This window comes from Rhodopseudomonas palustris (assembly GCF_003031265.1).
Lineage (GTDB): Bacteria > Pseudomonadota > Alphaproteobacteria > Rhizobiales > Xanthobacteraceae > Rhodopseudomonas > Rhodopseudomonas palustris_H.
This window is the reverse complement of the sequence record NZ_CP019966.1, coordinates 1,789,819-1,811,120: the sequence shown is the minus strand read 5'-3', so window position 1 is coordinate 1,811,120 and position 21,302 is coordinate 1,789,819. Positions and strand designations below refer to the sequence as shown.

15 protein-coding genes are annotated in these 21,302 nt (G+C 64.1%); 5 read left to right on the top strand and 10 right to left on the bottom strand.

The annotated features are described in order from the left end of the window. Positions 1 to 162: 162 nt before the first annotated feature. Entirely contained in the window at positions 163 to 2,754 is a 2,592-nt protein-coding gene (locus RPPS3_RS08400; RefSeq protein ID WP_107343664.1) for a hybrid sensor histidine kinase/response regulator, read from the top strand. A 33-nt stretch (positions 2,755 to 2,787) separates the two neighbouring features. Here RPPS3_RS08400 and RPPS3_RS08395 read toward each other — a convergent pair whose 3' ends face one another. The 8 genes from RPPS3_RS08395 to RPPS3_RS08360 form a co-directional block, all read right to left on the bottom strand. Further along, positions 2,788 to 4,038: an EAL domain-containing response regulator gene (locus RPPS3_RS08395; RefSeq protein WP_107343663.1), complete on the bottom strand. Its 1,251-nt coding sequence runs from the start codon at positions 4,036 to 4,038 to the stop codon at positions 2,788 to 2,790. Positions 4,039 to 4,267: 229 nt separating this feature from the next. Then, complete coding sequence (locus tag RPPS3_RS08390; protein WP_107343662.1) at positions 4,268 to 4,582, bottom strand: pilus assembly protein PilZ; 315 nt, start codon at positions 4,580 to 4,582, stop codon at positions 4,268 to 4,270. 11 nt (positions 4,583 to 4,593) lie between these two features. Continuing rightward, the gene (locus RPPS3_RS08385) at positions 4,594 to 5,469 is read right to left on the bottom strand and encodes a CheR family methyltransferase (protein ID WP_107343661.1); all 876 of its coding nucleotides are present in this window, start codon (positions 5,467 to 5,469) and stop codon (positions 4,594 to 4,596) included. Positions 5,470 to 5,521: 52 nt separating this feature from the next. After that, complete coding sequence (locus RPPS3_RS08380) at positions 5,522 to 5,992, bottom strand: chemotaxis protein CheW (protein WP_199852220.1); 471 nt, start codon at positions 5,990 to 5,992, stop codon at positions 5,522 to 5,524. A gap of 26 nt (positions 5,993 to 6,018) precedes the next feature. Continuing rightward, positions 6,019 to 8,841 carry a hybrid sensor histidine kinase/response regulator gene (locus RPPS3_RS08375; RefSeq protein WP_107343659.1) on the bottom strand — a complete coding sequence of 941 codons (2,823 nt, stop codon included), beginning with the start codon at positions 8,839 to 8,841 and terminating at the stop codon, positions 6,019 to 6,021. Between the two features lie 180 nt (positions 8,842 to 9,021). Beyond that, positions 9,022 to 11,172, bottom strand: coding sequence for a methyl-accepting chemotaxis protein (locus RPPS3_RS08370; protein ID WP_107343658.1), 2,151 nt, complete (start codon positions 11,170 to 11,172; stop codon positions 9,022 to 9,024). A 642-nt stretch (positions 11,173 to 11,814) separates the two neighbouring features. Further along, positions 11,815 to 12,318, bottom strand: a complete 504-nt coding sequence (locus RPPS3_RS08365) for a response regulator (protein WP_107343657.1) — start codon at positions 12,316 to 12,318, stop codon at positions 11,815 to 11,817. Positions 12,319 to 12,495: 177 nt separating this feature from the next. Continuing rightward, positions 12,496 to 14,847: a phosphoketolase family protein gene (locus tag RPPS3_RS08360; RefSeq protein ID WP_107346509.1), complete on the bottom strand. Its 2,352-nt coding sequence runs from the start codon at positions 14,845 to 14,847 to the stop codon at positions 12,496 to 12,498. Between the two features lie 384 nt (positions 14,848 to 15,231). Here RPPS3_RS08360 and RPPS3_RS08355 point away from each other — a divergent pair, with 384 nt between their 5' ends. Continuing rightward, a complete protein-coding gene (locus RPPS3_RS08355) occupies positions 15,232 to 15,882 on the top strand; it encodes a BON domain-containing protein (RefSeq protein WP_107346508.1) in 651 nt (216 codons plus the stop codon). A gap of 46 nt (positions 15,883 to 15,928) precedes the next feature. Here RPPS3_RS08355 and RPPS3_RS08350 read toward each other — a convergent pair whose 3' ends face one another. Both RPPS3_RS08350 and RPPS3_RS08345 read right to left on the bottom strand, forming a co-directional pair. Continuing rightward, the gene (locus RPPS3_RS08350) at positions 15,929 to 17,368 is read right to left on the bottom strand and encodes a serine/threonine protein kinase (protein WP_107343656.1); all 1,440 of its coding nucleotides are present in this window, start codon (positions 17,366 to 17,368) and stop codon (positions 15,929 to 15,931) included. Between the two features lie 3 nt (positions 17,369 to 17,371). Beyond that, the gene (locus RPPS3_RS08345) at positions 17,372 to 18,112 is read right to left on the bottom strand and encodes a metallophosphoesterase family protein (protein WP_107343655.1); all 741 of its coding nucleotides are present in this window, start codon (positions 18,110 to 18,112) and stop codon (positions 17,372 to 17,374) included. Between the two features lie 221 nt (positions 18,113 to 18,333). Between RPPS3_RS08345 and RPPS3_RS08340 the strand changes: the two genes are divergently transcribed. The 3 genes from RPPS3_RS08340 to bchJ all read left to right on the top strand — a co-directional run bounded on the left by RPPS3_RS08340 (position 18,334) and on the right by bchJ (position 21,298). Beyond that, complete coding sequence (locus RPPS3_RS08340; protein WP_107346507.1) at positions 18,334 to 18,762, top strand: hypothetical protein; 429 nt, start codon at positions 18,334 to 18,336, stop codon at positions 18,760 to 18,762. A gap of 156 nt (positions 18,763 to 18,918) precedes the next feature. After that, entirely contained in the window at positions 18,919 to 20,616 is a 1,698-nt protein-coding gene (gene bchE / locus RPPS3_RS08335) for a magnesium-protoporphyrin IX monomethyl ester anaerobic oxidative cyclase (RefSeq protein WP_107343654.1), read from the top strand. After that, positions 20,588 to 21,298, top strand: coding sequence for a bacteriochlorophyll 4-vinyl reductase (gene bchJ, locus RPPS3_RS08330; RefSeq protein ID WP_107343653.1), 711 nt, complete (start codon positions 20,588 to 20,590; stop codon positions 21,296 to 21,298). Before bchE ends, bchJ begins: the two co-directional genes overlap by 29 nt. The last annotated feature ends 4 nt before the right edge of the window (positions 21,299 to 21,302 follow it).

Here is a 21,302-nt window from a genome sequence, read left to right as displayed (position 1 = left end):
TTATGAACCGGATTCGAGCAAGCAAGCGCTATCAAAACGGCGAAGGCCGCGGGGATAAACTCCGGCCGGCACCGTTGCTGCGCTGCTTCCATCAAGACGCCACATGCGCGCGACGGGGCCCCGCTCCGGCCACGGATCATTGACCGGGAGCCCGTTCGTCCGATGCTGCCGCCGACCCGCCCGAACCTCAAGCGATCGCTGGTGGCCCTCCGCGTCACGACGATCGTGCTGATCGCCACTATCGTCGGCACCAACCTGATCTTCCTCGGCAACCTGCGCGAAAGCACGCTGCAGACGGCAGAGACCAATCTGGAGCGGTACACGCTGACGCTCGCCGAAGAGGCCGATCGGTCGTTCAAGTCGATGGATCTGCTGCTTTCCAGCATTCGTGATTATGTCAGCCGCGCCGGCGTGACCGACAGCGCCTCCTACCGACGGCTGATGTCGCAGCAGAGCGTGTATTCGCTGCTCAGCGAGAAGATCACCGGGATGCCGCAGGTCGACGCCGTCACCATGATCGACGAGACCGGCAAGCTCATCAATTTCTCGCGCTATTGGCCGATCCCCAACGTCGACATCTCCGACCGCGACTACTTCCAGGCCCTCAGCAGCGATCCGGCGCTGACCTCGTTCGTCAGCGCTCCCACCCGGAACCGCGGTTCCGGAACCTGGAACATCTACCTCGCGCACCGTCTGAACGATGCCAGCGGCGGCTTCATCGGCCTGCTGCTCGGTGCGATTTCGGTGCAGTATTTCGAGAACTTCTTCGCCGCAACCTCTCCCGGGACCGGCACCGAAATCTCCTTGATGCGATCCGACGGGACGCTGCTGGTCAACTATCCCCACTCGGACCGGCTCGGCACCGTCGTGACCGACGCCGGCCGCCTAGCCTTGGCCGCAGGGGGACGCCAGCGGGAGGCTGCGGCGTCGAACAAACGTCTTCGTGTGACGCGGATGCTGCCGAACTACCCGGTCGTGGTCCGTGTCACGCAACCGGAGGACAGCGCACTCCAGAGCTGGCAGGACATGGCCGCGCTGATGATCGCGATGTCGGTGATCAGCGCGCTTGTCATCATCACCGGCAGCGTGGCGATCGCACGCTGGTGGGGCAAGCAGCATCTCTATGCCGAGGCGGCCGAGGCGGCGAGCGCGGCCAAATCCAGCTTCGTGGCGATGATGAGCCATGAGATCCGCACCCCGATGAACGCGGTGATCGGACTTGCCACCAACCTGCTGGAGACACGTCTCGACGCCGAGCAGCGGCAGGCGGTGACCAGCATTCACGATGCCGGCGACAACCTCCTGCAAATCCTCGACGACATTCTCGATTTCTCCAAGCTCGAAGCCGGCCGCCTCAGCCTGGAGCCGATCCCGTTCGCACCGCGCAGCATCGTCGACAACACACTCAGCGTCATCGGACCGCGCGCGGTCGCCAAGGGTCTCGTGATCCATCAGGAAACACGCGGCGATATCCCCGAGGCGCTGACCGGCGACGCCGGCCGTATCCGGCAGGTGCTGCTCAACCTGATTTCCAACGCGGTGAAATTCACGACCGCCGGCCGGATCACCATCACGACCGAATGCATCTCGCGCGACGCTACAAGTGCCCGGATGCGCTGGATCGTCACCGACACCGGCATCGGGATCGCACCCGACAAGATCGACTCGCTGTTCAAGGATTTCGTGCAGGCGGACAGTTCGATCAGCCGGAGGTTCGGCGGATCTGGACTTGGTCTTGCGATCAGCAAGCGCCTGATCGAACAGATGGGCGGCAAGATCGGCGTGACCTCCACGCCGGGGAGAGGCTCCGAATTCCACTTCTCGCTGACGCTGCCGATCGCCGACGATGTGGCTCCGCCGGAGCAGGACGACCAGACCGTCTATGCGCAATTCCGCGCCCGGATCGAGGCCGCCGGCCGGCCGCTGCGGGTGCTGGTGGTTGACGACAATCCGACCAACCGGGCGATCGCAGCCCAGATGTTGGGCGAGTTCAGGGTCCAGACCAATACGGCCTGCGACGGCACCGAGGCGGTCACCGCTGCGACCCGCTTCAGCTACGACGTCGTGCTGATGGACGTGCGGATGCCCGAAATGGACGGGCTCGATGCCACCCGGGCAATCCGCTCACACGGTGGAGCGCTCGCCAATGTCCCGATCATCGCCTTCACCGCCAATGCCTTCGCAGAAGACGCCGCCGCCTGCCGGGACGCCGGCATGAACGATCATGTCGCCAAGCCGGTCCGCAAGAAAGCGCTGATCGAAGCGATCCTGCGCGCGCTGCCGCCGCTGCCGGCCACAACATCTCCCCGCCTTGTGCCCGCCCCGGCGCCGCTCGCTCCGCCCCCGGCTGACAACGCCGAACAGACTGCAGCGCCGTCGGATCTCGCCGGCGCGGGGCAGCTCTATGTCGGCCGCAAGGCGTTCGGCCATCTGGTCGAGGAGATCGGCGAGGATGCGACACTGGCGGTGCTGTCAGTGTTCGCGCGCGACACCGAAGCCAGGATCGCCCTGTTCGATACCCTCAACATCGCCAGCGAACGCCGCCGGATCGAACGAGAGGCGCATTCGCTCAAGAGCGCGGCGGCGACCTTTGGACTCGACCACCTGTCGGGACTGGCGCGCGAGCTGGAGCACGCCGCGCCGCATCTGACGCAAGCCGAATACATGGCGATGACCAAGCAGATCAAAGCGGCGTTCACCGCCGCACGCCGCGTGCCGGCCGACGACAATCAACTGGTGGAACTGGCGGGCTGACGCTGGATCGGGATGTGCGCGATGCTTGAGTGCTCAAGCCTCGCGCTGCAGCGGCACCACGGCCGCCCGCGTTGCCGGAGGACGCGCCATCCAGCCGCGATACCATTCGACGAAGGCGTCCTGGCGCAACGCACGCGAGAACTCGAAGCCCTGGCCGATATCGCAGCCGAGCGCATCGAGCGCGTGCCAGGTCGCGGCATCCTCGATGCCTTCGGCCACGACCTTCATGTTGTACTGATGCGCGATCGCGACGGAAGACGACACGATCTTCCACATGTCGGCGTCGGTCAGGCAGTCCTTGACGAACGAACGATCGATCTTCAATTCGCTGAACGGCATCCGCGCCAGCGCCGACAGCGACGAATAGCCGGTGCCGAAATCGTCCATCGAGATGCCGATGCCCTTCAGCCGCAGCCGAAGCAGCACGTCCATGGCGCGGCCGACATCGGCCATTGCGGTAGTCTCGGTGACTTCGATCATCAGCGATCGCGCCGGCACGCCGATCTCGGCGAGCAGGTGCTCGACCTCCTCCGGCAGTGCGGTGTCGGATAGTAGCGAGGCCGAAAGATTGACCGCCACGACGAATTTCGGCTCGGTCGGAAGAAACGCGGCAGCGAACGTCATCGAGTCGCGCAGCATCCGCAGCGTCATCGTCTTGATCAGCCCGCCCTGCTCGGCGAGCGGAATGAACACATCCGGGCCGACCGGACCGAACGCTGCGCTGTCCCAGCGTGCCAGCGCTTCGCAGCCGGTCACCTTGCCGGTGGAAAGATCAATCTTCGGCTGAAACGCGGCATAGACTTCGCCATCGTCGAGACCGCGGCGAATATCTGCCACAGTGATCTCGGACAGGCGCGCATCAACGCCGCGCCGCGACGACGCGGCTCCCTGGACCGGCGCCAGCGCACCGCGCAGCAGCGCCAGATCGATCGGCTTGGGCAGCGAAATGGTGTCGAGCATCCCCACGGCGTGGGCCATCCTCACCGTGGCATTGAGGATGCGCTCCTCGCATCCGCTGATCACGATGATCCGACGCGGCTTGGCTTCGGTCTCAGCGATCAGCCGCAGCAGTTCGATGCCGTCGTGATCGCCGAGCGACAGATCGATCGTGATGTAATCGAACCGGCCGGTCGCGAGCCGCGCCGCCGCTTCTTGATAGGACGAGGCAAAGTGCGGGCGGTAGCCGAGCTTGGTGCAGACACCGCTGACGATCGCCCCCTGAACCGGATCATCGTCGACGACGAGAACGTCGATCGCCGGATTATGGTTGGTTGGATCTACCATCGCCGTGCTCGCCTGCCAGAGCTCCTTGAAAGCGTCGCTTATGCTCGGCTTTTTCCTCACCCGAACTGACCGATCAGGTCGGAAACGAACCGACCTTCGCCAACCAGAACGCGAACCGATCCTATCACTCGACCGTTGAAAGAAGCGTTTGCAGAAACCAGAGTCGCGTCGCCTTCGGAAAATCGGTTAGCAATTCCCTGCCGAATTTGACGCAATTTAGAATCCGGGCTCAGGCCATCCGGTCGTCGCGGCTGGAGGATTTGACGCTCTTGTTGCGGGTGCTGAGGAAGCGCACGTCGATCTCCGAGCCGTTGACCCGGATCAGTTCGCAGCGGCGGTAGGCGAGGCCGGTAGACGACAGCAGAAGGAAGAACTCCTTCAGGTTCAGGCCTTCGATCGATCCTTCGAGCTCGAGCTCGGCATCGACACTCGACACCGCCTTGAGAACGCAGTTGCGCCGCCAAGTGCCGTCGATGCCCATGATCCAGACGTTGTAGCCACGCCCGAAGGACACCCGTTCCGGTCCGCCACTCTCGGACGCCACTTCGTCCTCCTTTATCGCCCCGTCAGGGCGCCCGCCTTCAAGCCGCCGAGCGCAAGCCCAGGAGCCGTCGAGGCGGCAGAACTGTTCGGCAGGTACACGCCGCGCCGTTTCGGACAGATCCGGTAGGAGTCGGTGAGACCGACCACAGTCTCGGCGGCGCCGAGAAATAGGTAGCCGTCCGGCTCGTTGACCTTCATCAGCCGGTTGAAGATATCAGATTTTGTCGCCTGGTCGAAATAGATCAGCACGTTGCGGCAGAAGATCACGTCGAACTTGCCGAGCGCGGTGAAGTCCTGCAACAGATTGAACAGACGGTACTGCACCATCGATCGCACGTCGGCATTGAGCTGCCACATCGTACCGACCTGCTTGAAGTACTTCACCAAAAGCTGGATCGGCAGGCCGCGCTGCACCTCGAACTGGGTGTAGAGACCGGCCTTCGACTTCTCCAGCACTTCGGGCGACAGGTCGGTGGCGACGATCTCGATCCGCCAGCCGGCGAGTTCGGCGGACTTCTCCTTCAGCAGCATCGCCAACGAATACGGCTCCTGGCCGGTCGACGACGCCGCGCACCAGATCCGCAGCGACTTGCGACCCGCGCGCGCCTTGATCAGCTCGGGGATCACGCTGTCCTTGAAGTGATCGAACGGCGTCTTGTCGCGGAAGAAAAACGTCTCGTTCGTGGTCATCGCTTCGACCACGTCGTTGATCAGCGAATCCGATCCGGCCCTCATCTTCTGCACCAGATCGGTGATGCCCGGCACGCCCGCCTTGCGGGCGAGCGGCAGCAACCGGCTCTCGAGCAGGTACTTTTTATCAGCCGACAACACCAGGCCGGAACGGTCCTTCAGCAGCTTTTGCAGGTACTCGTAATCGAGCGGTGTCATGCGGTCCTTCCCGGGAGATTCGAGGGCGGTGAGCTGAGTTCGGCGCGCTACATCAAGCAGCCATACGTTGAGTTGCGATTTCGAGCACTTTGTCGACGTCGAGGACGACCATGAGCTGTCCGTCGAGGCGGTGGACGCCGTTGGCGAAGGAGGCCATGCGGGGATCGAGGTTGACCGGGTTGGTCTCGCGGCCCTCGTCCGGCAGGGTCAGCACTTCGCCGATGGAGTCGATCAGAAGGCCATAGGATTCGCCGCGCAGGTCGACGCCCATCGCCATCGGCGGCTTGCCGTCCTGGTTCTTGGGCAGGCCGAGACGGGCCCGCATGTCGATCGCGGTGACGATCCGGCCGCGCAGGTTCAGAACGCCGGCGACGTCGTCCGGCGCCAGTGGCACCCGGGTCAGCCGTTCCGGCATGAACACGTCCTGCACCCGGCTGATCGGCAAGCCGAACAGCTGCCCGCCGATCATCGCGGTGGCGAACTGGGTGGTGTTGCCGCTGATCGCGTCGATCGGACGGGTCATCGCGGGGGTGTCCTTCCTGGTCTCGCTCATGCCGCCTGCTCCAGCACTTCGGGCGTCGCATGCATCGTGGTCTGCTCCTTCAGCGCCGCGATCAGGCCGGGACGGTCGAACTTGGCGATGTAGTCGGTCAGACCGGCCTGGCGGCCGCGCTCGATCGCCGCCGGCGACACCAGCGAGCTCAGCGCGATCACCGGCAGGCTCGACATCTTGGTGTCGGAGCGGATCGCCTCGGCGAACTCGAAGCCGTTCATCTCCGGCATCTCGATGTCGGTCAGGATCACGTCGAACTGTGCACCCGAGCGCAGCACCGCGAGGCCCTCGACCGCCGAGGTCGCAACCCGCACCTTGTAGCCCGCCGCCTTCAGCACCGGACCCAGCATGTTGCGGAAGAACGCACTGTCATCGACCAGCAGCACCGAGCGGGTGGTCATCGTCTGCCGCATCTCCTTGCGCGCCAGCCAGTCGGAGAACGCCATCGGCAAGAAGTGCGCGACGTCGATCACTTCGGTGGCCTGGCCCTTGATCACCGCAGAGCCGAGAATGCCGTCGCGGCTGGAGCCGACCTGGATGTGCAGATGCTCCTCGACGATGTCGACGATCTCGTCGACCACAAGGCCCATCGAGCGGTCCTCGTCGGCGAACACCAGGATCGGCTGCACGCCGCTTGTGGCGACATCGACGCCTTCCATCAGCACCAAGGGCATCAGCTGGTCGCGGTACTGCACCATGTAGCGGCCGTTCGACTTCTCGATCTTGTCGGAGGCGATCTCTTCCAGGCGCGTCACCAGCGACAGCGGCACCGCCTTGGGCTGGCTCGAGCCGGCGCGGAACACCAACAGCGAGGTGAGCTGTTCGGCCGAGGCGTTGCGGCTCGCCGCCGCCTGATCGGAGATGTCGTGCTGCGCCGACACCGCGGTGCCGAGCGCCTGCGCGATCCCGTTCGGATCGACGATCATGATCACCGCGCCGTCGCCCAGGATGGTGTTGCCCGAGAACATCCCGATGTGCCGCAGCTTGGTCGACATCGGCTTGACGACGATTTCTTCGGTGTGGAACACGCCGTCGACCACGATGCCGAAGGTCTGGCTGCCGACCTGGGTCACAACGATGAAGCCGTTCTCCGGCTCGCTATTGGCGCCCTCGTCGATGCCGAGCAGCTTCTTCAGATGGATCAGCGGCAGCAGCTTGTCGCGTAGACGAAGAACGGGCGTGTCCTTGATCCGCTCGATGCGGTGCTCGGAGTTGGCCCGCGCCCGCACCAGTTCGACCACCGCCAGCTGCGGGATCGCAAACCGGTCACCGCCGGCCTCCACGATCAGGGCCGAGACGATCGCCAGGGTCAGCGGGATCTTGATGGTGATCGCCGAGCCTTCGCCGGCGACCGACTTCACTTCAATCGTGCCGCCGATCTGGTCGATATTGGTCCGCACCACGTCCATGCCGACGCCGCGGCCGGACACCGAGGTGACGGCGGCAGCGGTCGAGAAGCCCGGCGCGAAGATGAACTTGTGGATCTGCGCCTCGGTCATCTTCTCGAGTTCGGCCTCGGTGACCAGACCGTTGGCCAAGGCCTTGGCCTTGATCCGTTCGGTGTCCAGCCCGCGGCCGTTGTCGGCGATGCAGATCACGATATGGCCGCCCTCGTGATAGGCGGACAGGCGGATGGTGCCCTGCTCGGGCTTGCCGGCGCGCGCCCGGTCCTCGGGCTTCTCCAGCCCGTGGTCGGCGGAGTTGCGCACCATGTGGGTGAGCGGGTCCTTGATCAGGTCGAGCACCTGGCGGTCGAGCTCGGTGTCGGCACCGTGCATCTCCAGCTCGATGTGCTTGCCGAGTTCAGCGGCCAGATCCCGGACGATGCGCGGCAGCTTCTGCCAGGCGTTGCCGATCGGCTGCATCCGGGTCTTCATCACCCCGTCCTGCAGCTCGGCCGTGACTGTGGAGAGGCGCTGCAGCGGCACCTTGAACTCGTTGTCCTCGTGGCGCCGGCTGATCTCCAGCAGCTGGTTACGGGTCAGCACCAGCTCCGACACCATCGTCATCAGATGTTCGAGGGTATCGACGTTGACCCGGATCGACTGGTTGGCGACGCCGCCGGCGGCACCACCTTCCGCCGCGCCCTCGCCTTCGCCGCCGGACTTCTTCGCCGCCGGCTTGGCGGCGGGTTTGGCGGGCTTGGCCGGCTTCGGCTCAGGCTGTGCAACCACCTCGGCCACGGCCGCCGGAGCCTCGCTCACGGCCGGCTGCAGCGGCGGGGAAGCCATCTCGATCTCGGTCTCGCGGAAGGCGCGCTCCAGCTCATCCAGCGACACTTCGCCCGGCCGCAGCGGACGCTCCAGCGTCTGCGCCACCAGGGTGCCTTCGGTCGAATTGGCGTCGGCCGCAACAGCTTCGGCAGCAGCTGCAACTTCGGCCACAGCAACCTCGGCGACGTCCACCGGCGCCGTGCCGCCGAGCTCGGCCGCGATCTCCTCCGGCGAGCGCATCGACAGCCGCTCCAACTCCCCGATCAGGTCGCCGTCCTCACCCTCGGGCTCGGCCTGGGTCGCCTCCAGCTGGGTCAGAATGTCCTTGATCCGGTCGATCGTGGTCAGGATCAGCGTCACCGCCTCTCCCGTCACCGGCATCCCGTCCCGGAATTTGCCCATCAGGGTCTCGGCCGCGTGCGCAAGCGCTTCAAGCCGCGGCAATCCTAGAAACCCGCACGTCCCCTTGATGGTGTGAACAAGACGAAAAATATTGTCCAATATCTTCGCGTTGTTCGGCTCCTGCTCAAACCGGACCAGCTGGTTGTCAACCGTGTCCAGGCTCTCGAAGGTCTCCGTCAAAAACTCACGAAGAAGATCGTCCATACGCGCTACGCCTTTTACCTACACACCGGTGACCGCAGGATCCGCGGCCGTCCACTCAACGAGCGGAATTTATGTCCACTGCCAGCCATATCCGGCGGTCGCCTACGCTCTCGTTAATTTTGCAGCACGTAGGAGTACGAGCCATTCGCGGGCGCGGCGCAGACTGACCGCGGACCGCGCTCAGGCGGCCCGTACCGTGCTGAGGAAGCGGCTGACCTCGGCCTTCAGCCGGTTGCTGTCGTGCGACAGCGCCTGGGCCGCCGCCAGGACCTGAGACGATGCCGACCCGGTCTCGGCAGCGCCCTGGCGGACGCTGGCGATATTCGAGCTGACCTGGATGGTACCGTGCGCCGCCTCCTGAACGTTGCGGGCGATTTCTTGCGTCGCAGCACCCTGCTGCTCCACCGCCGACGCCACCGTCGAAGCGATCTCGGCCATCCGGTCGATCGTGACGCCGATCTGCCGGATCGCCGCGACGGACTCCTCGGTGCCAGCCTGGATGCCGGAGATCTGCTGGCTGATATCGCCGGTCGCCTTCGCGGTCTGCTCGGCGAGGATCTTCACTTCCTGCGCCACGACGGCAAAGCCGCGGCCGGCCTCGCCAGCCCGCGCCGCCTCGATGGTGGCGTTGAGCGCCAGCAGATTGGTCTGGCCGGCGATGTTGTTGATCAGTTCGACCACCGCGCCGATCCGTCCCGCGGCCTCCGACAACTCGCTCACCCGATCATTCGTGTGCCGCGCCTGACTGACGGACTCGACTGCGATCCGCGCCGACTCCTGCACCTGTCGGCTGATCTCGCTGACAGTCGACGACATCTGCTCGGTGGCCCCGGCGACCGACTGCACATTGGTGGCCGCCTGTTCCGACGCGGCCGCCACCGTGACAGTCAGATCGCGCGAGCGTTCGGCGGTGGCGGTCAGCGAACTGGCGGAGGCCTCCAGTTCGGTCGAGGCCGATGAGACAGTTTCGATGATCTCCCCGACCGCGGCTTCGAACTCGTCGGCCAGCCGCTGCATATCACGCTTGCGCTGCAAGGCGATCCGCTGCGCAGTATCGTTCTCTTCCTGGCGGCTGAAGAACAACTGGTTCTGCATCGCCTGGATGTTGCGGAGCGCAACCCCGGCCTCGTCGTCGCGCTCTATCACCACGCGGCTGTCGAATTTACCCTGCGCGATATTGCCCATCACAGTGTTGAGCCGCTGCAGCGGAACGGTGATCGCGCGGGTCGTGAACATGCCATTCAAGACGCCGAGGATCAGGCCGATCACTAGCAGCGTGACCGAGATCACCAGCATGGTGACGTATTCCCGTTGGCCGCTGGCGTATTCGGCGCGGGCGCCCTGCACCTGCATCGCCACCAGCTTGTCGAGCTCGGTCTTGGTCGCCTTGAACAGCTCTTCGGCACGGCCGGTCATCAACTCACCAAGCCGATCGAATTCCCGGGCCGCCACCATGGCAATGCCGGGGCTAACCACTTCGGTGAAATAAGCCTGCCGCGCCGCTGCGAACTTGCCCGCAAGCGCCTTTTCGTCCGCCGACAGGCGCGTCGTCGTGTAGTCCGCGAGCAGCTTGTCGGAGCGTTCGCGGTTGGCGGCGATGCGACCCGCGACGTCGCGGATTTGCTTGCCAACCTTGGCGCGAACCACCGCGCCGCGCAGCGCCATTGCATCGTCGAGCAGACGCTCGTTGATTTCGGCGAGCTGTCCCAGCGGGACGGCGCGATCCTCATAAACCGACTGCAGGCGCTGATCCATATTGTGGACCGCAAAGATGCCGGCAGCGCCGATGATCATCATGATCACCGCCTGCACCGCCACCATCGTGGTGAGGCGCGAGCGCAGCGTCCGGGTGAACATCCCGAGCCGGTCGAACCACGACCGCCGCCGAATGATGCCGTCGTCGATCTTGTATCCGTGCGCCTTGTTGTTTCGCAGCAAGCCATAGACGTGTTCAGCTTCGGCGCGCTGATCGGCCGGCAGCTTGGTCCGCACCGACATGTAGCCGGTGACTTGGCCGTTTTCCCACAGCGGCGTCGCGCTTGCGAGTACCCAATAGAACCCGCCGGACTTACGCCGATTCTTCACGGCGCCGACCCACGGCCGCCCCGCCTTGAGCGTATCCCATAGATTCTGGAATGCCTCCGGCGGCATGTCGGGATGGCGCACGATGTTGTGCGGCTGCCCCATCAGCTCCTGCTCGCTGAAGCCGGACGCGATGACGAACTGATCGTTGAAATAGGTCAGCTTGCCTTTGACGTCGGTCTTCGAAACGATCAGCGTGCCGTCGTCGAGCACGTATTCGTCGTCGGTCACAGGCAAGTTCTTTCGCATTTCAGACTCCAAACACCACCGAACCGACGGCTCGGGCAGACGAGATCATTGTTGTTGAGGCGCGGCTAGCACGGGACCAAGTGCGGCTCGGGGCTATCGGCACGGTCGGGCCGCCCGCGCGGGTCGTACAACCGGCGCGTGAAGCATTCCGAAAACGGGATAGCTACTTTGGGGGCCTCGGATTCAGTCCAATTTCAGACTTCGCGCGAGAAACCGGATCAAACCGTGATCGACCTCGTGCAATCACCAGGATCGAATACGAAGGTCGCAATCAACGTTTGGATGACAATCGACATTTCACACCTACGGCTCGATCTGCTCGGCTGCACCGACATTCGTAACCGGTGATCAAAGCAGGCAATTTCCGCGACGATCCGGAGCTGTTTTCCGGACAGTTACTTGGTACGAGCACGAGGATAGGAACCCAATTCTATCCTATTCGTAAAACTGTCTGAAAATACGATCGATTTGCCGTTTACGGCAGTTCGGTGCGCTCTCCGAGCGTCACGATGAGTTAAGCCCGGTCACAAATCGAGCAACAGCTACGACGAACGTCGTAGTCGGTCGTGACGGCAGTCCGCAGCGACGCTCGGGCGCCAAACCATCAGAATCTAACGCGAAGCGAACAGGCGACGGAGACGCTCAGCCGTTGCGTTCGAAGCGGGGGCCGCACACCTCGCCCCAGGAATGAACGATCGGCAGGCCGGCCACGGTGCTGCGCAGATTGGCGAGCGAGATGCGGAGTGCGGCGAGATCGATCGGCTTCGGGAAGCTCTGCAGCAGCTCCATGCCGAGCGACCGCGCCAGATCGCGCGAGGCGCGGCGATGCTGGGAGTTCATGCCGCTAATGACGATCATCGGCCCATCGTACTTCGCCGCCGCCATCGCACGCATGACGTCGGCGCCATCGCCGTCTTCCAGCTTGAGGTCCAGCGTGATGCAGTCGAAATGCTTGTCGCGGATCAGGCTGATGCCTTCGGCGCAGGACGCCGCGTGGGTCACCGCGTAGCCGGCCTTCTCGGCCGCGCCGGCAATCAGCATGCGCTGCATGGCATCGTCATCGATCACCAGCAGATCGAGCAGGCCGAGCAGCTTGTCGGCGTGCAGGCCGTCCTGCCCCGCCTCAGTTCGCTCTTCACGACGCATCACTCAGCTCCTACCCCGTCACGCGATCGACGAGCGATAGCGAGGGTGCTGCAACCGTCGGTTAATGCGAAGAGGTAATGCGCCAGGACGGCGCATCACCATGCGTGGCTGGTTGACGATGCCTTGACCGGACCGGCGCAATTGTTCGGATCGCGCCGGTCCTTGGCGTCACTCAGGTCAAGCCGACCAGCGCCAATCGCGAACCTCGGGCATATCGTCACCGTGTTCGCCGATATATAGCTTGTGCCGCTGCATCGTTGCCCAGTAACGCGAGGTGGCGGCATCGCGCTGATCGGCGAGCCGCGGAATCCGCAGGATCGCGTCGAGCGCCAGGCGATAACGATCGAGGTCGTTCAGCACCACCATGTCGAACGGCGTCGTCGTGGTACCCTCTTCCTTGTAGCCGCGGACGTGAATGTTGACGTGGTTGCGGCGGCGGTAGGTCAGCCGGTGGATCAGCCACGGATAGCCGTGGAAGGCGAAGATCACCGGCTTGTCGGTGGTGAACAGCTCGTCGAAGCGACGGTCGTCCATGCCGTGCGGATGCTCCGAGCTCGGTTGCAGCACCATCAGGTCGACGACGTTGACGACACGGATCTTGATGTCCGGCACGTACTCCCGCAGCAGCTTGACCGCCGCCAGCGTCTCGACCGTCGGCACGTCGCCGGCGCAAGCCATCACTACATCGGGCTCGCCCTCGTCGCTCGCCCAATGCCAGATCCCGGCGCCGGTCGTGCAATGACGAACCGCCGCATCGATATCCAGCCACTGCCATTCCGGCTGCTTACCTGCCACGATCAGGTTGACGTAGTTGCGGCTGCGCAGGCAGTGGTCGGCGACCGACAGCAGGCAGTTCGCATCCGGCGGCAGATAGATCCGCACCACGTTCGACTTCTTGTTGGCGACGTGGTCGATGAAGCCCGGATCCTGGTGCGAGAAGCCGTTGTGATCCTGGCGCCAGACGTGCGAGGTCAGCAGATAGTTCAGCGAGGCGATCGGCTTCCGCCACGGGATCGTGGCACACGCCTTCAGCCACTTGGCGTGCTGATTGAACATCGAGTCGATGATGTGGATGAACGCCTCGTAGCACGAGAAGAAGCCATGCCGACCGGTCAGCAAATAGCCTTCGAGCCAGCCCTGGCACAGATGCTCGCTGAGCACCTCCATCACGCGGCCATCGGGGCCGAGATCGGTGTCGACGTCCTCGATCGCCGCCATCCACTCCTTCGGCGAGACTTGCAGCACCGCATCGAGCCGGTTCGACGCGGTCTCGTCCGGCCCGAACAGCCGGAAGTTCTGGCTGTCGAGGCTGTTCTTCATGACGTCGCGCAGGAAGGTGCCGAGCACCCGCGTCGCTTCGGCCTTCAGCGCGCCGGGCCCGGTCAGCGTCACCGCGTAGTCGTGGAAATCGGGCAGCGACAGCGGCTCGAGCAGTTCCCCGCCGTTGGCGTGCGGATTGGCGCTCATCCGGCGGCGGCCGGTCGGCGCCAGCGCCTGCAGCTCGTCACGCAGCTTGCCGGTGGCGTCGAACAGCTCATCGGGCCGGTAGCTGCGCATCCAATCTTCGAGCAGCGTCAGATGCTCGGGATTCTTGAAGTCCGCGATCGGCACCTGATGGGCCCGCCAAGTGCCTTCCACCGGCTTGCCATCGACGTGCTTGGGACCGGTCCAGCCCTTCGGGGTCCGCATCACGATCATCGGCCAGCGCGGCCGCTCGGTGGCGCCGTGGTTGCGCGCCTTGTCCTGAATCGAGCGGATCTCGCCGAGCACGCGTTCCAGCGTCGCAGCCAGCGTCTGGTGCACCACCGCCGGGTCGTCGCCTTCCACAAAGGACGGCTCGTAGCCATAGCCGCGCATCAGGTCGGTCAGTTCCTGCGGCGTGATCCGCGCCAGCACGGTGGGGTTGGCAATCTTGAAGCCGTTGAGATGCAGGATCGGCAGCACCGCGCCGTCGCGCGCCGGATTGAGGAACTTGTTGGAGTGCCAGCTCGTCGCCAGCGCGCCGGTCTCGGCCTCGCCGTCGCCGACCACGCAGGCAACGATCAGATTCGGATTGTCGAACGCCGCGCCGTAGGCATGCGCCAGCGAGTAACCGAGTTCGCCGCCCTCATGGATCGAACCGGGCGTTTCCGGCGACACGTGGCTCGGCACGCCATGCGGCCACGAGAACTGCCGGAACAAGCGCTGCATGCCGTTGCGGCTGCGCTCGATCGCCGGATAGCGCTCGGTATAGGTCCCTTCCAGATACGCGTTAGCGACCAGCCCCGGCCCGCCGTGACCCGGGCCGATGATGTAGATCATGTCGAGGTCGTGCGCGGTGATCAGCCGGTTGAGATGCACGTAGAGCATATTGAGGCCGGGGGTCGTTCCCCAGTGCCCCAGCAAACGCGGCTTGATGTGGTCGAGCTGCAGCTTCTGATCGAGCAGCGGATTGTCCTGCAGATAGATCTGTCCAACCGACAGATAGTTCGCGGCACGCCAATAGGCGTCCATCTTCTGCAACAGATCGTTGGACAACACGTCGGACATCATCATCTCCAGATTATCTATCAGTCGAGGCGCGCCAGGGCGGCGCAGATGCAGGGCCGGTGCCCTGCAGGCGGGTTCACTTCCACGTCACACGGTGCGGCGCGCCCCCGCGCACGGCGATGATGGCTGCAAACAATGTCAGCTTTGCGTGACATAGTCATGCGCGAACGCAACGCAATGTGAGCAATCATGCAGCAATCGAGTGCCGATTGCCGCACACCAGCACGCAGCCGGATCAATGACAGTGCCGCGACGCACCGACCCCGCTGAGGTTTGATGCGGATCAATCGCAAAGGTTGGATCTCGTTGATTCTGATCAATGTGTTTGCAGCGCCAGCAACCAAGATGCCGCGCGTCAGCGTAGCGGTACTCTTGAGGCCACGAATGTCCGAGTCCCAGCTTCGTCAAAACATCCTTGACGAGTTCGAATTCGATCCGAGCTTCAACAGCGGCCACATCAAGGTTGCTGTCGAGGCCGACAGAGTGATCCTCAGTGGTCACGTCATCAGCTACGCCGACAAGGTCGCGGCGATCGCGGCGACGCGCCGCGTCAAAGGCGTGCACGCGATCACCGACCATCTCGAAGTCCGCTCGCCGTTCAATCGCGCCGCCGACGATCAGATCGCACAACGCGCCTGCGATCTCCTCGAATGGAATGTGCTGGTTCCGTCGAGCTCGGTCGACGTTCAGGTCGAGAATGGCTGGCTGACGCTGAGCGGCACGGTCGATTGGCACTTCGAACGCGCCGCCGCCGAGGACGATGTCCGCAAGCTCGCCGGCGTGATGGGCGTCACCAACAACATCGTCATCAACAATCCGCTCGCCGATCATTCCTGCATCCGCGACAAGATCGAGTCGGCGCTGCGGCGCCACGCCGAGATCGGATCGAAGACCATCCGTGTCACGGTGAAGAACGGCAACATCGTGATCCTGGAAGGCCGGGTCGACACCTGGGATGAACGTCGGGCGGCGCAAAATGCCGCATGGTCGACTCCGGGCGTAGCAGCGGTCGATGACCGCTTGATGATCAACTGACCAGCGTTTCCCGAACCTATTGAGCTTTAACGTGCTCTAAGCAGGATCACGCATCCTGCGCGGCCGCACGCGGCGCGCTGCGCGGCGGCGCAACTTGCGCTTCACGCACGATCGTCACCGTGCAGCCGGCTTCGCTGGCGACCTTGGCCGAGACGCTGCCGAGCAGCGAGCGCAGCACCGAGCTGCGCCGCGCACCGATCAGGATGTGATCGACACGGCTGGCCTGGGCGAACTCCAGAATCGCCGACGCCGGATCGACCGCCTCGAGCACGTGCACGGTGAGGCGGTCGTCGGAGAGCTTCAGCGGTTCGGCCCAATGCCGAAGCTGCACCAAGCGATCGACGTGCTTGTTGTGGCCGTGCTCGTCGAGCGTCCGATCGATCGTCATGCGGCCGAGCTTGAGCACGTTGAGGCAGGCGAGCCGCGCCGACGGCAGCGTGGCGAGGATGCGCGATGCCGTGGTGCGGAGCGCATCGTTGAGCGGCCCGGAGCCTTCTGCAACATCGATCGCCACCGCCACGATCGGCGCCGATGCCAAATGAGCCGCCATCGTTTCCACAGCGCGTGGCCGGGTCAGCTCCTTATTGAAACGGCGTCGCAGCACGGTGCGCAGCGGATCATGCTTCAGCTTTTCCGAACGCGTGGTCAGCTTCACCTCGGTGGGATGCGTCAGGTCGAACACCAGCTGCGCGGCGGTCGGATAGCGCCACTCGGGCTGGATCTCCAGGCAGCGCAGCACGATCTCCTGCAGCCACAGCGGATAGTCGGGCCGCAGCTTGCGCGGCGGATGCGGATCGCGCCACAGCCGGCGGCGCATGCCGTACATCGTCTCAGTTTCGCCGAACGGCCGTACCCCCGTGGTGAAGAAATACAGCAGCACGCCGAGCGCAAACAGATCGCTGCGCGGCTCGTCGCGCGCGCCGAGCAGCCGCTCCGGTGCCATATAGGGCGCAGTGCCGAACGGCAGGCGAAACTCTTCCTGCATCAGATCCGGCAACTGATCGCTGCAGGCCAGCCCCATATCGAGCAACACCGCCTCGCCGCTCGGGCGGAACATGATGTTGCTCGGCTTGATGTCGTGGTGGATGACGTGCTGACGATGCAGGTCGGCGATCGCGGTAGCGACCTTGGCTGCGATTGCCACGGCCTCCTCATAGGGCAGCGGAAGCTCCGGCAGCCGCGCGAGCAGCGGCTCGCCGGCAATGCGCTCCATCACGATGTAGGGCTGGGTGGAGAAGTCGCGCATCGCCACGAATTTCGGAACATGCGGCCCCGACAGCCGCGGCATCAGCATCTGTTCCATTTCGAAGCTGACGATCGCCGCCGGATCTTCGCCCTCGCCCATCCGCGGGATCTTCATCACCATCGGCATCGGGTCGCCGTCCCGCCGCACCTTGAACAGCGTCGCCATGCCGCCGCGATGGATCGCTTCCTCGATGGTGAAACCATCGAGCGTCGAGCCGGGCTCGAAGGAAGGCTGGTCCATCCTTTAGCGCCCCACCAGCAAGCGGTCGGCGAGCCACAGCGGCAGACCGTTGTCGCGGATCCGGCGCGCCGCCTCGCTGGCGTCATACGCCACCCGGCAATAGGTCAGCTCGTGCTTGACGGTGTCGTACAGCGCGTAGGCCGCAGCCGGATTACCGTCGCGCGGCTGGCCGACCGAACCCAGCACTGCGTGCCACTGCCGCCCCGGCAGCAGATGCACCGGCACGTCCGTGGTCGGCACGAAGGTCGTCATTTTGCCGGTGACGGAGAGCGAATACAGCGCCGGCCTGTGGACGTGGCCGCAGAAGGTGACGTGAGCCGACACCGCCTGCATGCTGCGCGAGGCGATCGAGGTGTCAGTGACGTAGATCCAGGACTCCGGCCGGGTCGCTTCCGAATGCACGAACAGCAGGCTGTGCTCTTCGTGCCGCATCGGCAGATCGGCGAGGAACTTGCGCTGCGCCGAATCGAGCTGGCCGCGCGTCCACTCGATCGCGGCCTCCGCTTCGGCATTCATCTGCACTTTTGGATTACCGATCGCGGCATCGTGATTGCCGAGCACCGCGACCGCACCGTCGGCGACCAGGTCGCGGACGGTGCTGACGGTCCAGTCCGGGTCGGCGCCGTAGCCGACGTAATCGCCCAATAGAACGACACGCTCGATGCCGCGCTCGCGCGCGTTGGCAAGGCATGCAGTGAACGCCGGCCGATTGGCGTGAATGTCGGCAAAGAGCCCCAGCAGCACCGCGCCCCCTCCTGCTTCCTTTACCGCCCCCGCAGGGGCGTCTTCCCATCGTGTTTATGGCGCCGGCGCGTATCCGCCTCAGGCGAAAATTCGCACGGCCCGGCCGGAGTTTACGGCCTGTCTTTGATCGATCGCAACCGCGTTGCACTCCTTGATCCAGCGCAATGGGAGGCGCCTGCTTGTATGAGTATATCGCCCGGCAAGTTGCGTTGGAGGCGCTCATGACCGCACCAGGCAAGCCGACAAGAAATGCGCCCGTGACAGAAGCCGTCGCCGACGTCGTCCGAGAGTGGGAAGAGATTGCAGGAAGTCCGAGCGAGCTCGAAGCTTTCGGCTTGGCCATGGCCAACATGGTCAAGGATCTCGGACTGTCGCCAGCCGAAGTTCGCGCGCTTGCGACCAAGGGGACCAGCGCCAAGGAGTTACCTTGCCTGCTCGAAGCGCTGCGCATCAGCATCCGTGCGCTCGCCGAAAAGGAGCCGATGCTACTCAACGATCTGCGGCGCACCTGCGCCGTGTGTGAGCACAAGCAGGAGTGCGACGCCGATATCGCGGCCGGTACGCTGATCCCCGGCTATCAGCGCTACTGCTTGAACGTCGATACGCTGGACACTCTCAGCCACGACGCCAACTTCGTAGCGGAGTCGTGATTCCTTCCGATCTGCGCGGCGCTACTTGCCGCGATTTCTCAGCGGCGAAACGCGGACGCGTCTCGCCGAGTACCAAAGCACCATTCGTTTGATCTGCGTCAACAATCGTTGACATCGCACATGTCATCGTTTCTTGACAATCATGGGAGAAAGTCAGTGCGCATCCTTCTCATTCACCCGAATTATCATTCCGGTGGCGCGGAGATCGCCGGCCACTGGCCGCCGGCATGGGCCCCCTATCTGGCGGGCGCGCTGAAGGCGAACGGCTTCACCGACATCAAATTCGTCGATGCGATGACCGAAGAGATCTCCAATGAGGGTCTCGCCAAGATCATCTCCGACTATCAGCCCGACCTGGTCGGCGCCACATCGATCACCCCCTCGATCTACGCGGCCGAAGAAGCACTGAAGGTCGCCAAGCAGATCAACCCGAAGATCGTCACCATGCTGGGTGGCGTGCACGCGACCTTCATGTATCAGCAGGTGCTGAGTGAAGCGCCGTGGGTCGACGTGATCGTCCGCGGTGAAGGCGAAGAGATCGTCGTCGAGCTGGCGCGCGCCGTTGCCTCGGGCAACTGGCCGGCGAACCGCTCCGAGATCAAGGGCCTCGCCTACACCGAAGGCTCCAACGGCGAGAGCCAGATCGTCGCCACCGCGGCGGCTCCGACGGTCAAGGACCTCGATGCCATCAAGCCCGACTGGGGCGTTCTGAACTGGAATCTGTATCGCTACATTCCGATGAACACCCGCGTGGCGATCCCGAACATGGCGCGCGGCTGTCCGTTCACCTGCTCGTTCTGCTCGCAGTGGAAGTTCTGGCGCGACTACCGCGTCCGCGACCCGAAGAAGGTGGTCGACGAGATCCAGGAGCTGGTCGAGAAGTACGACGTCGGCTTCTTCATCCTGGCCGACGAAGAGCCGACCATCAACCGCAAGAAGTTCATCCAGTTCTGCGAAGAACTGATCGCGCGCGGCCTGAACAAGAAGGTGCAGTGGGGCATCAACACCCGCGTCACCGACATCCTGCGCGACGAGCAGCTGCTGAAGTTCTACAACGAAGCCGGCCTGATGCACGTCTCGCTCGGCACCGAAGCGGCGGCTCAGCTCAAGCTCGACCTGTTCAACAAAGAGACCAAGATCTCCGACAACAAGAAGGCGATCCGCCTGCTCCGCGAAGCCGGCATCGTCGTCGAAGCCCAGTTCATCGTCGGCCTCGACTCCGAGACCCCGGAGACGCTGGAAGAAACCTACCGCATGGCGATGGACTGGAAGCCGGACCTCGCCAACTGGTCGATGTACACCCCGTGGCCGTTCACTCCGCTGTTCAAGGAGCTGTCCGACAAGGTCGAGGTGTTCGACTTCGCCAAGTACAATTTCGTCACGCCGATCGTGAAGCCGGCGGCGATGGAGCGCGGCGAACTGCTCGACCGGGTTATGAACAACTATCGCCGGTTCTACATGTACAAGGCGTTCTTCTCGTATCCCTGGTCGGGAACGGGACGCCGGCGCCGCTACCTGCTTGGCTGTCTGAAGGCGTTCCTGAAGGCCGGCTTCGAGCGCAAGTTCTACGACCTCGGCCGCGTCGGCTATTGGGGTCCGCAGTCGAAGAAGAAGGTCGACTTCCAGTTCGATACCACGCGCAAGATTTCGCACGCGCAGATGGCGGACTGGGAAGCCAACGCCGACCGCTCCCGCAAGGCGGCGGCCTCGCAGATGGCCATCGTCTCGGCCTGCGGCGGCGGCACCGAGCAGATGGAAGAGAGTGAAGCCGATGCCAAGGCAGCGCTCGCCAAGACTGTAACCAGCCGCATGGCGGATACCACCCATGACGCAGGTTCGGCGACCCGTCACTGACGTGGAGACGCATTCAGCGGTGTCCGAAATTGGACCCAATGCCGTCATCCAACTGATCCACGCGCTCGACGCGGCCGGCCTCCAGCCGGCCGCGAAGGAGATCTTCTCCGAGGCGGCGGCGAGCGACTGGCTCGCCGCACCGCCGTCGGCGATGGTCGACGAACGTCCGGTCGCAGCGATCCATCAGGCGGTGCGCCGCGTGCTGCCGCAGCAGCAGGCCGCGGAGGTTCTCGCCGACGCCGGGCTGCGCACCGGCGATTACATTCTGGCCAACCGGATTCCCAAGCTCGCGCAGGCGGTGCTGAAGATCATGCCGGCCTCGATCGCAGCCAAGATGCTGACCAAGGCGATCACCGCGCACGCCTGGACCTTCGCGGGTTCCGGCAAATTCTCCGCGCACGCCGGCAAGACCGTGACGTTCGAGATCGCCGCTAATCCGTTGTGCGCTGGCGAACACGCCGATCACAATGTCTGCGTCTGGCACGCCTCCGTATTTCAACGGCTATTCCAGTCGTTGGTGTCGCCCTATACACGAGTGACCGAGACGGCGTGCGGAGCACATGGCGACAATTGCTGTCGCTTCGTGGCGGATTGGACCTCGATCCCCGACGCCGCCAACATTTACGCCAGCAGGCGATCAGAGCCGATCGCAGGCCAATCAGAAACCCTTTCCGCGCGTTGATCCG